The organism is Flagellimonas sp. B-3 (assembly GCF_056857835.1).
Genome location: NZ_JBSXNW010000024.1, coordinates 68,150 through 82,820, shown reverse-complemented (window position 1 = coordinate 82,820; position 14,671 = coordinate 68,150). Strand labels below are relative to the sequence as shown.

General features: G+C 43.3%; 11 protein-coding genes and 1 tRNA gene. 6 read left to right on the top strand and 6 right to left on the bottom strand.

The window, feature by feature from the left end; genetic code table 11:
* Positions 1-154: 154 nt before the first annotated feature.
* Together AC13CS_RS12795 and AC13CS_RS12790 are read right to left on the bottom strand one after the other, a co-directional pair.
* On the bottom strand, positions 155-448 hold the full coding sequence (locus AC13CS_RS12795) for a hypothetical protein (protein WP_293167198.1): 294 nt from the start codon (positions 446-448) through the stop codon (positions 155-157).
* A 162-nt stretch (positions 449-610) separates the two neighbouring features.
* Positions 611-1,612 carry a glycosylasparaginase gene (locus tag AC13CS_RS12790; protein ID WP_293167199.1) on the bottom strand — a complete coding sequence of 334 codons (1,002 nt, stop codon included), beginning with the start codon at positions 1,610-1,612 and terminating at the stop codon, positions 611-613.
* Between the two features lie 40 nt (positions 1,613-1,652).
* Between AC13CS_RS12790 and AC13CS_RS12785 the strand changes: the two genes are divergently transcribed.
* Positions 1,653-2,372 carry a copper homeostasis protein CutC gene (locus AC13CS_RS12785; RefSeq protein WP_293167200.1) on the top strand — a complete coding sequence of 240 codons (720 nt, stop codon included), beginning with the start codon at positions 1,653-1,655 and terminating at the stop codon, positions 2,370-2,372.
* Between the two features lie 54 nt (positions 2,373-2,426).
* Complete coding sequence (locus AC13CS_RS12780; RefSeq protein WP_293167201.1) at positions 2,427-3,662, top strand: metallophosphoesterase; 1,236 nt, start codon at positions 2,427-2,429, stop codon at positions 3,660-3,662.
* Positions 3,663-3,706: 44 nt separating this feature from the next.
* Here the strand turns inward: AC13CS_RS12780 and AC13CS_RS12775 are convergent, their stop codons facing one another.
* Positions 3,707-4,168, bottom strand: coding sequence for a CBS domain-containing protein (locus tag AC13CS_RS12775; protein WP_163625373.1), 462 nt, complete (start codon positions 4,166-4,168; stop codon positions 3,707-3,709).
* A 267-nt stretch (positions 4,169-4,435) separates the two neighbouring features.
* Here AC13CS_RS12775 and AC13CS_RS12770 point away from each other — a divergent pair, with 267 nt between their 5' ends.
* Positions 4,436-4,735, top strand: a complete 300-nt coding sequence (locus tag AC13CS_RS12770) for a thioredoxin family protein (RefSeq protein WP_163625372.1) — start codon at positions 4,436-4,438, stop codon at positions 4,733-4,735.
* A gap of 39 nt (positions 4,736-4,774) precedes the next feature.
* Here AC13CS_RS12770 and AC13CS_RS12765 read toward each other — a convergent pair whose 3' ends face one another.
* The gene (locus AC13CS_RS12765) at positions 4,775-8,107 is read right to left on the bottom strand and encodes a glycosyltransferase family 117 protein (protein WP_293167202.1); all 3,333 of its coding nucleotides are present in this window, start codon (positions 8,105-8,107) and stop codon (positions 4,775-4,777) included.
* Between the two features lie 170 nt (positions 8,108-8,277).
* Between AC13CS_RS12765 and AC13CS_RS12760 the strand changes: the two genes are divergently transcribed.
* Positions 8,278-8,349, top strand: a tRNA-Gln gene (locus AC13CS_RS12760).
* Positions 8,350-8,405: 56 nt separating this feature from the next.
* On the opposite strand, the gene AC13CS_RS12755 is transcribed toward AC13CS_RS12760, so the two are convergent.
* Both AC13CS_RS12755 and AC13CS_RS12750 read right to left on the bottom strand, forming a co-directional pair.
* The gene (locus AC13CS_RS12755) at positions 8,406-8,987 is read right to left on the bottom strand and encodes a YkgJ family cysteine cluster protein (RefSeq protein WP_482888840.1); all 582 of its coding nucleotides are present in this window, start codon (positions 8,985-8,987) and stop codon (positions 8,406-8,408) included.
* 195 nt (positions 8,988-9,182) lie between these two features.
* The gene (locus AC13CS_RS12750; RefSeq protein ID WP_293167204.1) at positions 9,183-12,599 is read right to left on the bottom strand and encodes a PA14 domain-containing protein; all 3,417 of its coding nucleotides are present in this window, start codon (positions 12,597-12,599) and stop codon (positions 9,183-9,185) included.
* Positions 12,600-12,942: 343 nt separating this feature from the next.
* Here AC13CS_RS12750 and rimP point away from each other — a divergent pair, with 343 nt between their 5' ends.
* Together rimP and nusA are read left to right on the top strand one after the other, a co-directional pair.
* On the top strand, positions 12,943-13,404 hold the full coding sequence (gene rimP, locus AC13CS_RS12745) for a ribosome assembly cofactor RimP (protein ID WP_293167205.1): 462 nt from the start codon (positions 12,943-12,945) through the stop codon (positions 13,402-13,404).
* A gap of 12 nt (positions 13,405-13,416) precedes the next feature.
* A complete protein-coding gene (gene nusA / locus AC13CS_RS12740; protein WP_293167206.1) occupies positions 13,417-14,649 on the top strand; it encodes a transcription termination factor NusA in 1,233 nt (410 codons plus the stop codon).
* Positions 14,650-14,671: the final 22 nt, after the last annotated feature.

The window sequence follows — 14,671 nt, the reverse complement described above, 5'->3', positions numbered from 1 at the left end:
TCAGTTAGCAATTTTCAATAAACAATTATAAAAGGCAGGTTTTAAAAGTACGAATTGCTGTTCAAAAGAGCCTAGAATATAGAGCCAAGAATCAAGAGACAAGTGATATATAATATATTCTTCTAATTTTGATGCTTCTTTTTTTGCTTAATAATCATCCTTCATTTACAGAAAAAAGTCTTTTTGAAATCCATGTTCCAGAAACCAGCACTATAAATTCGAATAAAAAAATCAAAATGAAGTAAATGGGTAAAAATGCTAGATGGAGCAGAAAACCTATTATTCCTTCTGTTTGATTTCCATTTAGTGTAATAGGAACTTTTGCGCCTGCAATTATCATGATTGTTCCAATTCCAAAATAAAGTACACTAAATCCTAGACTGCTGAAAATTGAAATTTTTAACAGACGATTGAATGTTAGTGACTTGATAAGTTCTTTTGATTTCATTGTTGAAATGACTTTATTGAATGTATGCAAATTCTTATTGAGCCAAGAGTCAAGACGTCTTGGTTCTTGTTTCCAGAAGCGAAGCGGTCTAACATCTAATGTCCATCAGCGAAGCGGTCTTGTGTCTTTTTTCTAAAAGCGTAGCGCTCTTGGTTCTGATATCTATTCGTAGAAGCTCACGACTTCTCGGTTCTCGTGTCCATTGTCGGAATACTCCCGGTAGGTAAACCCGGGATGCACGCAGTAGCCGCCCGTTTCCCCATTTTTGTTGATGGCCAAAAACCCGATTTGGAAATCTTTTCGACCCTTATTTTTCTGCATGATACGTTTTACACCTTCTTCGCAGGCTTCTTGCGGACTTTTTCCTTGCCGCATGAGCTCTACGATCAAAAAACTGCCCACGGTACGGATTACTTCTTCGCCAACCCCCGTGGCCGTGGCACCGCCCACTTCATTGTCAATAAAAAGACCGGCGCCAATAATGGGGGAATCCCCAACGCGCCCTGCTACTTTGTAGGCCATTCCACTTGTGGTGCAAGCCCCGGAAATATCGCCATTTTCATCAATGGCGAGCATGCCAATGGTATCGTGGTTTTCTATATTGATGATGGTCTCATATTTGGAAGTCTTCAACCACTCTTCGTATTGTTTTTTGGTACTTTCGGTCAATAGGTCTTCTTTTTTGAAGCCTTGCTCATAAGCAAATTTCTCCGCGCCTTTGCCCGCCAAGATAATGTGCGGGGTTTCCTCCATCACCTTTCTGGCTACGGAAACCGGATGCACAATGTTTTGCAAGCAGACCACAGAGCCGCAATTGCCATCCTTGTCCATAATGCAGGCATCCAGCGTAACATTGCCATCACGGTCCGGTCGGCCACCTTTGCCCACCGTTTCGTTGGTTTCGTCGGCTTCCTCGACCCTAACGCCCTGTTCCACGGCATCCAGGGCATTACCGCCCGACTTTAAGACCTCCCACGCCTTCTCCGTAGCATTGAAAAAGTTCCAAGTACAGACCACAATGGGTCTTATAGGATTGGGAGTTGGAATTGCCGCAGCGGAAGCTGCTTCGGGCTTTGGCTCGGTTTTACAGGCGACCAAAGTAGAGGCGGAAACCAGTCCGGCTGCGGAGAGGCTGGAATTTTTAAGAAATTTGCGTCGTTCCATGCGATGGTATGTTTAATTTTGAGGGTCATAAATATACAATATGCTGGTAGAAGTTTGTGCCAATTCCCTGGAATCGGCAAGGAATGCCGAAAGGGCAGGGGCGAATCGAATTGAACTTTGTTCGGAACTCGGGGTGGGGGGCATTACGCCATCTGCTGGATTGATCCAATGGGTTAAAAGGGAGTTGAATATCCCCGTTCATGTACTTATTCGTCCAAGGGGCGGGCATTTCACCTATTCCAATACTGAGTTTGAGGTGATGAAAGCCGATATTTTGGCGTGCAAGGCTTTGGGTGTGCAGGGTATTGTTTCTGGAATTTTGATGGAAGATTTTACTGTGGATGTGGAAAGAACCAAAGCGTTGGTGGATTTGGCAAAGCCAATGCATTTTACCTTTCATCGTGCGTTTGATTGGGTGGAGGAGCCCTTGGAGGCCATCAAGCAGCTTGATGGACTTGGGGTACAGACCATTTTAACCTCCGGAGGAGAGATTTCAGCGGAAAAAGGAATCAATCACTTAAAGTTATGGCAGCAAAATACTACCATGACCATTATGGCAGGTGGAGGTGTGTCTCCCAAGAATGCATCGGATTTCAAGGATATTGGACTTAGTGCCATCCATTGCTCGGGGACTTCCTTTGGACATCATGTGGCGTTAGAAGGTAAAATCAGTATGAACTCTGCAAAACATATGGTGGAGGATGAGGTTGCGATTTCAAATTTAGCTATCCTCAAATCTATTGTTGAAGCCGTTAAATAAAATTAAAAAACCCTGCTTTATAGCATATTAGCCCTAATTTTGTAAAAAAATTGTATGTCCCGATTTATTGTTTTGGCAATCTTGTATGTGGTGCTGGCCGTTTATGGCTTTCAAGCATTCCGTACACTGTTCAAAAGTCCGTTGATGCAATGGGCTTATATTGTACTTTTTTTGGGAGCCTTGGTTTTTTTGACCATCAAAGTAATGACATACGATCCTGGCGATGGGTTTAAAGGTACCGCCGCCATTGCAGGAACCATATTTGCTTCATTTTTTTTATTGGCTTTGGTCTTGGGCTTCTTCCTTTTGCTGGAAGATGTGGTACGTGTAATTGGCTACGGGTATAACAAAATTGTTGGGGTTTCGGATACTGATGCAGGTTACTTCCCTTCACGAAGAAAATTTATTAGCGGTATTGCCCTTGGTTTGGCTGCGCTGCCCTTTGGGGCATTGCTGTATGGCATGTACCGTGGAAAATACAACTATCAGGTTTTAAAATACGAACTGGAGTTCGATGATCTTCCAGATGCCTTCCACAACTATCAGATTACACAGATTTCCGATGTGCACAGCGGTAGTTTTGACGATTATAAAAAAGTGGAATATGGGGTAAGTCTTATCAACCAACAAAAGAGCGATGTAATTTTCTTTACCGGAGATATTGTGAACAACCGTTCGGATGAGTTGGAACCTTGGAAAGAGGTTTTTTCCCGTTTGGATGCCAAAGATGGGGTGTTCTCTATTTTGGGCAACCACGATTATGGGGATTATGCGGTTTGGGATACGGAAGAAGAGAAGGCACAAAACTTGGAGAACCTCAAAACCATGCAAAAAGAAATGGGTTTTGACCTATTGCTCAACTCCAACCGATTTTTGGAAAAGGGTGGCGAAAAGATTGCCTTGGTCGGAGTGGAGAACTGGGGTCGCGGCGGATTTAAAAAAGCGGGCGACCTACAAAAGGCCAAAGAGGGTGTCTCCCATGATGATTTTAAAATATTGTTGAGCCACGACCCATCGCATTGGGAAGATGTGGTGATCCATGATGATTACCATTTTCACTTGACCTTGAGCGGACATACCCATGGCATGCAGTTCGGTGTTGAGATTCCTGGCTGGGTTAAATGGAGCCCTGTTAAGTGGCGTTACAAATATTGGGCGGGCATTTACAAGGAGTTGGACCAGTTTATCAATGTAAACCGAGGGTTTGGGTTTATTGGTTACCCCGGTCGTTTTGGTATTTGGCCCGAGATTTCGGTGATTACCTTGAAGAAAAAGGGAATGGCGGCGTAAATCCGATTTTATGGGTTTACAGGAAATTTTTACGACTTATGATATCATTTCCAGTTTTGGCCCTTTATTCCCATCGTAGCTTTTAGAATATCTTTTTGGGATATTTGACCAACAAGTTTTCCGTTTTCCAAAATAGGGAAACGGCGTCTTCTGACTTCGAGGAACATTTTTGCCGCATCAAAGATGTTCATATTGCCATCAATGGTCTCTACATTTTTAATCATTCGAAGCTCTACCCTGCTGTGTTCCATGGGCAAATTGTAATACCTGCTGTCACTAATGTGCTTTATACAATCCCCTTCTGAAATAATCCCTATCAACTCGTTGTTTTCGTTAACGACCGGGCCTCCCGAAATTTTATGCCGTATCAAAGCTTCGATGACCTCCTCTATAGATTGGTCAGGACTAAAGGTGATTAAGTCCCGAGTCATATAATCACTCACTTTGAGCGGTATTTCTTTTGGTATTTCCTTTACCCTTTTTCCTGTGTAACTCTTGATTCCCATATCCAATTTTTTAATCCCTCTATTAAATATACTGAATTTCAGGGACTTAAAATCACAAAAATTGTAAATAAACTGCTTTTGGAATATGGGTGTATGATGATTGATTGTATTGTTTGTGAGAACAAATATTGTAATAAGACACGGTAATGGGTCACTATGTGCAGAGATGGTTTAATGAAAATTTGCCATAGACTAATAGGTAAAGCATTGACTTGCTATAAAAACATTCACATTTTTTCTTACTTTTGATTGTAAACCTTAGAATACATGTCCAAATTTGGTGAACTTATAGATTTACAAGTCCCTGTATTGTTAGACTTTTATGCAGAATGGAACGAGGAGTCCACTTCCATGCATCCTGTTTTGAGTGATGTGGCCGCTGCCCTTGGTGATAAGGGAAAGGTTATAAAAATTGATGTGGACAAAAACAAGGAACTTTCGCAGGCACTCCGCATTAAGGGACTGCCCACTTTAATGATCTACAAAAAAGGAGAGATGGTTTGGCGCCAAAGTGGCGAGCAGGACGCCAATACCCTCATAGGTATCCTAAACGAATACATCCAATAAAGAAAAAAGCGAGGTGAAAACCTCGCTTTTTTATGTTTTTTATTCTTCAGGAAGTGTGGAATCCAGAACACTTTCTATGGTATCCAGCAGTATGGAATCTTCCATATCCGGGTCTAGGGGAAGTGGTTCGTCCAAACTCTCTTCTTCTTCATCCACAAACTGCGAGAACTTATCTATATACTCATTGAAAATGATCGTTTCCGACTCCGCCAGTTCCTTGTCGTTGTTTTCGATTAGGATATCAATGTTCCTGCGGTATGCTTGCATATCGGACAGGATATCGTCAATTTTATCGTATTGTTCATCCAAAGGAATGTTGGCATAATATTCCAAATGTTCTTGATATACTTTTTTGAGCTTGCCGAACAACGCACGGGCCTTTTCGGTCTCACCGACTTTGTAGTACCCATCTACAAATGGTTCCACAAAGGCATAAAAGCCATAATGGTCCACTGGCATGTTGTCCATAGCAATGTTGATCACGTCCTTGGCCTTGTCTATTTTGTTTTCTTCGATAAGGGTTTCCATCAAACGGGCCAAATTGCTCCTAAAGGAGAGCCCTTGGGAACGCGTTTGTGGGTCGTGGTAAATTTCATCGCTTCCTGAGTTGCCCCAATCCCAATCCTTTACAATGTCGTACATCAATTCGGAATCAATACGGCCCATTTCAAAGGAATTTCTATTTGGTGTTTTAATGGGCACCAATTTGTATACCAGGCCATCAAGCTGAAGATAATCCTTCATCCAAATGTATTCGGCGCTATCAAAACTACCCCCGGAGAAATAGATGGGGCGTTTCCAATCGTTGTTGGCGATAAGATCCAGCATCAGAATTCTATTTTTTGGAAGTGCGCTCTGTGGTAAATCAATATCAATATAATCCACAATAAGGGCGGAATCTTTTTCCTTGACCAACCCACTTTCCAGTACATTTTGTTTGTTGACCGGAATCCTAATCTTATTGGTGGGATAGTACACAATATCCAAGGTGCTTTCCGAATAGTTACTCAAATCGGCACCTTGATTGGTTAAAATATGTCTGAACTTGGTTTGGGGTTTATCGCTCCCGATCCAGTTCATAAAATCTTTGATGTTCCATCGGTTTTCAGTAATGCCTTGATAATAAACTGCATCCCTTGTTCCATAGCTGTACTTGTCGTGGGTCAATTGCGATGGTATGGGGTCGCTCTCGTAGGCTTTACGTTTCATCTGGTCTATGTACCAGTCGGTGGCAAAAAGACTGGTGTTTACCACACGAACATCGGTTCTATAGTTTTCAATTTCCTGTGCATACCAGATCGGGAAGGTATCGTTGTCCCCAATAGTGAACAGAATTGCCCCTGCATCTTCTTGGCAGGAATCGAGATAGGCTTTAGCGGTTGCTGGTGCGGTGTATCGGTCGGATCTATCGTGATCGTCCCAGTTTTGGAAGGCCATCAACAGGGGTACAGCCAATAGGCATAAGGTTGTAATGGCAGGTGCAGCAATTTTGGCCGAAATCAGTTTTTTAAATTCTTCAAACAGGCCGTAGACCCCAATACCAATCCAAATACAGAAAACATAAAAGGATCCCACCAAAGAATAATCCCTTTCCCTAGGTTGGAAAATGTAGGGGTTGGTGTAGAACTGAATGGCCAGTCCCGTAAACATGAAGAATACGAAGAGGACCCAAAATTGTTTCGGGTTTTTGGATATCTGGAATACAATGCCCAAAATTCCGAGAAGCAACGGTAGGAAGAAATAGGTGTTGCGCCCTTTGTTGTTTTTCCAGTCGCTGGGTAGGTTTTCTTGGCTTCCCAGACGGATGCCATCAATAAAATTAATGCCGCTCAGCCAGTTCCCGTTTTCATCGTATCTACCTTGTACATCGTTTTGCTTTCCGACAAAATTCCACATAAAGTAGCGCATGTACATGTAGCTGAACTGGAAATCGAATAGGTATTCGATGTTTTGCCATACGGTTGGTGGTTCCACTTCAATGTACTCTCCAAATTCGCGCAAAAAGCGAATATATTGTTCGGTGTCGAGTTCTCCTTGTGAGTATGCTGTTTTAAATTGGTTTACGGCATCCCTAAGATCGTTGTTTGAGATGTATTCCGATTTTATCCGAAATTCCAGTGCACCAAAATAGCGCATGTAATTTTCGGCATGCTGGTCGCTCCACATTCTGGGCAAAATGCCCACATGCTTTTCGTTGGGCCCGGGCAAGGCATCTTTGTAGTGGTTTACAATAACATATTTGCCCAGTTCCAGGTCTTTTTCATATTTGGGACTGTCATCCCTATCTTCTCCAGCGGGAGCAAAGGTATCCGAATAATAAGCGCCATAAACAGGACTGTCCACACCGGGATATTGTTCCCTGTTGTAGTAGGCCAAAAGGGCTCTTGCATCGGCAGGGTTGTTTTCGTTGACCACGGTTTTGGCGTTTGCACGAATGGGAAGCATCAACCAAGACGAGAATCCAAGAAAAAGGAACATGAGGCAAAGTACCACGATGTTTGCATTGTAGTAATTATGTTTTCGGGTATATTTCAAACCAAAATAGAAAGCAGCAACAAATAGGAGTCCCATAATAATGGAACCTGAGTTGAACGGAAGGCCAATCTCATTGATAAAGAAAACCTCGCTCCAGCCAAAAAGCTCCAATACATAGGTCAAAGAGAATTTGTAAACCAGAATGAGCACCGCCACCACTGCAATATTGGCCAACAAAAAGTTCTTTACCGTTGTGGTCTTGTACTTTTTAAAGTAATAGAGCAAACCTATTGATGGAATGGCCAAAAAGCCCATAAACTGGATTCCGAAGGTAAGGCCGATCACAAAACAGATAAGCATAAGCCAACGGTGACCTCTGGGGTCGCCCAAGTTGTCGGTCCACTTTAAGCCCAGCCAGAGCAACAGGGCCATAATTAAACTGGCCATGGCGTATACTTCGGTCTCTACGGCATTGAACCAAAAACTATCTGAAAAAGTAAAGGCAAGCGCCCCAACAAGTCCGCTTCCAAAAACAGCAATAGCTTTGCTATTGGTCATTTTACTCTTTTTGGAAACCAATTTCCCGACCAAATTGGTAATGGTCCAGAAAGTGAACAATACGGCAAATGCACTCGAAACAACGGAGACTGCATTAACCATAAGGGCTATTTTGGTTGCATCGCCAAAGGCAAACATGGCAAAGAAAGCCCCTATCATTTGCAACAATGGTGCCCCTGGTGGGTGCCCAACCTGCAATTTTGCTGAAGTGGAAATATATTCCCCTGCATCCCAAAAACTTCCTGTGGGTTCAACGGTCAGGGCATAAACTATAAACGCGATGGCGAAGGAAACCCACCCAAGGATGGTATCCCATTTTTTGAAGTCTTTTGCAAACATAGAGTTGGTTATTAACCGAATTGTGGCGAATTTAGTAAATCTAGAACAGATGCCTAACCCTTTTTGGAAAACCTTTAACACCCTTGTTCAAGAAAAATAGGGTGCATTCTTGTGAAAAATATTTGTTGAAACCAAAGTTTGTTATAAATTTGCACGCTCAAATACGGTACTGGCCTATGGTGTAATTGGTAACACAGCTGATTTTGGTTCAGTCGTTCAAGGTTCGAGTCCTTGTAGGCCAACAGAAAGCCCCTTAAATCAATGATTTAAGGGGCTTGTTTTTTTATACCGGATTCTTTTAAACACACTCCCTGTCCAACCTGGGAACAGGTCTGTATGTATAATACTGTAAAACTTCCTCCAAAGCCATTTTAAGGGCTTTGTTTATGGGTATTGTTTTGGAGCCCAATTGAAAATCGATTTGGCTCAATTGCATGTAATAGTCTGTAAAGACGGGGATATGCATTGTTTCTTTTAAAATAGCTTCGGATACAACCAGATAGTTATCGGTCTGCTCTTCTTTGATGGTTTTACAGGTTGCCAATCGTAAATTGCCATATTTGTCCCTGTTCGCGGCGTAGCCAAATAACCTGCATATTAAGCCTCTATGGCGGTAACTCCCACAATGGCCTTTACCTATAATGGAAACAGGTGTCAGTATAAAGCAGGACATGATCGGATATTTATTGATGCTTGTAAGTGCATCCTCCGCTTTGCCAGATAAAAATAGATGAAATGCCCAAGGTAAAAACTCCAAAGGAGAAGCTTCAATATTAGGGTAAGTACAACATTTTCCACAACCCGAAACACAGCCAATTCCAGATGCTTCTTGAAATTGAAGGGTTTCTTTCTCCAATTGATCAAATAACCTTTCAACCAATTGAACTTTATTTTCCAGTGTCATTATTCTTTACCGAAAGTATGTTTTATTTCGATACAGGGGCAAGATATTTTCAATTGAATTTTTGATACTCCTTTATGTGGGAAATACCAATGGAAAAGGACTTTCAGCTTGAAGCATTACAACAATTGTGAATCACCTAAAAGAGGTATTTATCTGGTTTTGGGCAATACATTAGTTGTTGTTCACGCGGTAAGTTACCCCTCGGTTGGTGATGACTCTTCCCGTTTTAACGGTCAAAGATGCCTGATCCGAAGTAATTGGACTGCAGCTTCCGGTACTGTTGGAGGCAAGTACCCGGAAAATATATCCATTTTTAGAGGTATCCGGCGAGTTTACGCTGAGGTTGGCTGTTTGCGTTCCCGAATATTCAGCTCCATCCGAGATAGGGGCAAAATTACTTCCTCCATCTGTACTTATCTCCCATTGATAGGTGTCTACGTTGGTAACCGTAACCGAGAAACTTCCATTATTGCCCATAACAACTGTTTGGTCTGTGGGTTGTGATGATATGGTGAATGGTGTTATCGTAATGGTCTGCTCCACATCGGTGGTGTTTCCGGCCGTATCCGTAATCCTATATGTACGAGTAATGATTTCGGGCTTGCTTCCTCCATCGCTAACGTCACTCACAAAAGTTACCGTTGGATTTGGATCGCAATTATCAGCTTCATCTGTTATTACGGTTACATCTGGTGTAGGAATGTCAGCCGAACAATTTACCGCTATTGGATCTGGAGCACTTGCTGTAGGTGCTGTTGTCTCTACAGTGATCATTGTTGTAGCTGCTAAGTCTGGATGAGTGGGGTCGCCGGGCATACCTCCGTATTCCACCAAATATCCTTTTGGTTGATAATCCCCGCTGGCAGCTCCTGTGTTGGAAAGGTCGTTCCAAGACCCGGGCAATCCAACCCCTGGAGCAGTGATGTGGGCATAATCCTCGTCTCCCGATTGATTGGGTTCGCCAGAATTCCAAAATTCATAGGCAAAGGCGGTTCCACCACCAGTTCCCCTCCAGAACAAGGTTCCTGCCTCAGGACCGGTTACCCAGTACCAATCTCCTTCGGTGGCGGCATCACTTGCCCCGATCCAACCTGCTCCAGGTGCTTGTGAGCCCAACAGGTCCGATTCATCTTGAATTGAAATGGTGGCCAAATAGCCTTGGAGACCATAAAATGTTCTTAAGGCTGCGGCATCGCGGGCAGCGGTCCAAGTAATTCCTTCGGAAGGAACATACTCATAATAATGCCCTGTCGATTCCAAATAGTTGGCCTCGTTCATTACTATGGAAAAAGTTCTTGTATCGCCACTGCTTACGGTGGCCGTAGTTTGAAAAACTACAGCGCCAATGGCTGCCTCAAATTCGGCCAAAGTCGCTGGTCCATCAAGTAAAAGCCTTCCCTCTGAAGTATCCCAACTAGCTGTAATGTTTGGGTGTGTGCCGGTTAGGCTTAAAACATCGCCAGAAACATCGTAATTGGATGTGACTTGTATGTACACGGCGTCCAGTGTACTGCTATCGGCATCAGTAATATCTACACTTTCAACAACAGAAATTGTATCGCTGGGACAAAAAATTTGGTCTCCCGTAGCTGTAATGGATGGTGGTTCGTTATCGTCAAAAGTACCATCCCTAAAATCCAAGTCACCTCCCGAGGCAACATCGCCATCGGAATCGGGTAGCATTAAAGAACCGCCGTTGGAGTTCATAGGGTTGTCTATAGTCCCCCCGGGGTCGGAATACCCGGTCGAGCCATCCATATTGTTGTCCAGGCCATCATTATCACTGTCCGATCCAGTTAGGGTAAGCGTAGCCTCAATGGTATCCGATGCCCCATCATTATCGCTGTCGGTATCCATAAAATCGGGAGTGCCATCACCATCGGTGTCCACAGCGGATAAACCGCTTCCTTCGTAGGCATCATCCAGTCCATTGTTATTGGCATCAACTCCCGAAGGGGCTATATAGTTCAAGGATGTTTGTGCTTCCACATTATCGGGTATGCCATCGCCATCACTATCCAGATCTTGGTAATTAGGTATGCCGTCGCCATCGGTATCGACCGTGGTACAATCTACAGACCCGCCGTAACTGGCGCCATAAACCCTTGCGCCCACTTGCCAAGCAATTACTTTGATGTATTGCAGACTAGGTCCGTTTACGGTGAAAGTTACTTCACGAATGGAACCTGGAGAGGTACCATTGGCCCCAGCTAACCATCCTTCATTATCTCCTGCGGCATTGGAACGCTGTATCTGCATGTTGGTGCTCGTAACCGCTGGATCTGCACCCAAAAAAACACTTAATGTGGTTCCGTCGGGCACGGGTTGGGCAAATCGTAATAATATTTCGGACTGATCTTCATAGGTGTAAACTGAATTATAGGCGTAAGTAGTCCCGGGATTGCCTTCAGCATTGGATGGTGTCCTAAAGTGAGCAAGATCGCTGGCTGTTTGGACAAAATTCCCAGAGGCCCCGCCACATTCATCAGTATCAAGGATTCCATCGTTGTCATCATCAATATCGGTCACATCATCAACACCATCCCCATCAAGGTCGGCACTGCCCACACTACAATTTGAGTATAGTTTTGAAAATGGGACATTTTGTTTGGACAAGGAAGGTCCTTGATATTGTACGTTCAGTGTTTCACCGCCCCCGTTTTCAAAAAATAGAACGGTAATGTCATGCAGTCCAGTGGTCAGCGAAATGTTGCCAGACCTTTCTTGTGTGCCGTGGTTTCCATCATTGTCAACCACTTCGGTTCCATCAATAAAAAGCTTGGAGCCGTCGTCCGATGATGTAAAAAAGGTATACGAGCCTTCCGTATCAATCTGAATGTAGCCCGAATATCGAATACTGAAATCGTCGGCATCGCCGGGGTCTTCTTGGTTTTGTAGTGCATCAACATTAAAACTGGTAAAAGTCCCGGTCCCCTGATAACCCGTTGTGGGAATATTGTCCGTGGTGTACCCGGAAGGTGCACTATCATAAAATTGAAAATCAATTTCACCATTACATAGGTCTAGGTTTCCTTCTACTATGACATCGTCTATATAATAATATTCGTTGCCTGAGTCGTTGTACATGCGCACCCTGATCTCCAAAGTGGAGCCCGTTGAAGGGAGGTTAACTGTATAAGATGTATCCAGCGGGTCCGAAGTAGCCCCAGAGACACTTACAAACTCTACCCAAGAACCTCCGTCAAGCCGGTATTGGCCAATAAAGTAGTCCTCCCACCAATCCATATCACCCCCATTGTTCACCCAAGTTGCCATACTAAAACTTACCTCGGTATAGCCATAAATATTTATGGGGTCTGTTTGCCAAACGCCTTCTCCGTCTAAATTATTGGCTCGTAATTCGTTGCTCCGAACAGATAGTCTGTTCCCCCGATTGGTTGTCCAATCAGAGGCCGAAGGACCTGATGCTGTGCCACTTTGTGTATTGTTGTTATAGGAGAAGCTTTCGCTCCAAATAGTGGTTTGGGAAAATGAAAGAAATGTTCCCAATAGGAAAAATGCAATGATCAGCATCCATCCATTCGGAAAATGATTCATCTTCTTATCGAAGAAAGAGGTTGTGCCCATGTACTTTAATTGATTGTACTACAAAATTAGCGGGGGTTCTTTAGCTTCAAAATATTTGTTGTGAAAGGGGGTGAAACGAATGTTAACCCTATAATAATGTAGGGATTGTTGTTATTGTGTTTGTAAATCACCCTGTAAATGGCATTCATGTTCTACAGGATTATTGGGAAGCCGGTCATTTATAAATTATTGTAATGCACTGAAAAGTAGATGGCAAAAGCTTTATTTTTGTGGTTGAATGAGTTGCACATGCGATATTATTTGTTGTATATTTGCAAAACTGAACGGATATAAAAGTATTCATGAGGGGACCTTGAGTCCCCTCTTTTATTACTGATTTCTTATGTTGAAGGATAAAGTGAAGCAATTGTTGGACAATGCACTGGAAGAACATTCTTCCTTGTTCTTGGTTGATTTTACGGTTGGCGGCGATAATAGCATCAAAGTCGTTTTGGACGGTGATCAAGGAGTTAGTCTGCAAGATTGTATGAACGTTAGCCGGGCCATTGAACATAACTTGGATCGTGAGGAGGAAGATTTTTCCTTGGAGGTGACATCGGCTGGAGCTACATCGCCATTGCAATTGCCGCGTCAGTACAACAAAAATATTGGAAGAAAATTACAGGTAAAGACCAGCTCCGGGAAATTGGAGGGCACACTGGTGGAAACCTCGACAGATAGTATTACCTTGGAATGGAAGGCGCGAGAGCCCAAACCAGTGGGTAAAGGAAAGATTACAGTGCAGAAAAAGCAGGAAATCGCATTTTCTGATATTCAAGAAGCAAAAGTTAAATTAAAATTTTAATTGTAGTAGAAAATGGAAAACCTAGCGCTCATCGAATCCTTTTCGGAGTTTAAGGACGATAAGTTTATTGATAGGGTTACCCTTATGGCGATTTTGGAAGAAGTATTCCGAAGTGCGCTCAAGAAAAAATTTGGTTCTGACGACAATTTTGATATTATTATCAACCCCGATAAAGGGGATTTGGAGATATGGAGAAACCGTGTGGTTGTTGAAGATGGTGAAGTAGAAGAACCTAACGAGGAAATATCCTTGTCCGAAGCTAGAAAAATTGAGCCCGATTTTGAGGTGGGCGAAGACGTTTCGGAAGAGGTGAAGCTGATTGATTTGGGTAGGAGGGCAATTTTGGCATTGCGTCAGAACCTGATCTCCAAGATCCATGAGCACGACAATACCACCATCTACAAGCAATTTAAGGACTTGGAAGGTGAAATCTATACGGCTGAGGTGCACCATATAAGGCATCGTGCGGTTATTTTGTTGGATGATGAAGGAAATGAGATCATTCTTCCAAAAGAAAAACAGATTCCTTCCGACTTTTTCCGTAAAGGGGACAACGTTCGCGGTATTATCGAGAGTGTGGAGCTTAAAGGGAACAAGCCTACCATTATCATGTCCAGAACCTCACCAATTTTCTTGGAGCAATTGTTCTTCCAAGAAATCCCTGAGGTGTTCGATGGACTGATCACCATTAAAAAAGCGGTTCGTATTCCTGGCGAAAAAGCTAAGGTCGCAGTAGATTCTTACGATGATAGAATTGATCCCGTTGGAGCCTGTGTGGGTATGAAAGGGTCCCGAATCCACGGAATTGTGCGTGAGTTGGGCAACGAAAACATTGATGTGATCAACTGGACCAACAACCCACAATTAATGGTTACCCGAGCACTTAGTCCTGCTAGGGTGTCGTCCGTTAAATTGAACGACGAGAAAAAAACAGCTCAAGTATACCTTAAGCCAGAGGAAGTTTCCAAGGCCATTGGTAGGGGTGGGCATAACATACGATTGGCAGGCCAATTGACTGGTTACGAAATAGATGTGTTCCGCGAAGGTGTCGAGGAAGATGTGGAGTTGACCGAGTTTTCCGATGAGATAGAAAGCTGGGTGATTGAAGAATTCAAGAAGATTGGATTGGACACCGCACGTAGCGTTTTGGAGCAAGATGTAAAAGATTTGGCAAAGCGAACCGATCTAGAAGAAGAAACAATCCAAGAGGTCGTTCGCATCCTCAAGGAAGAATTTGAAGATTAGGCTTATATTAGCAGCGAAAATT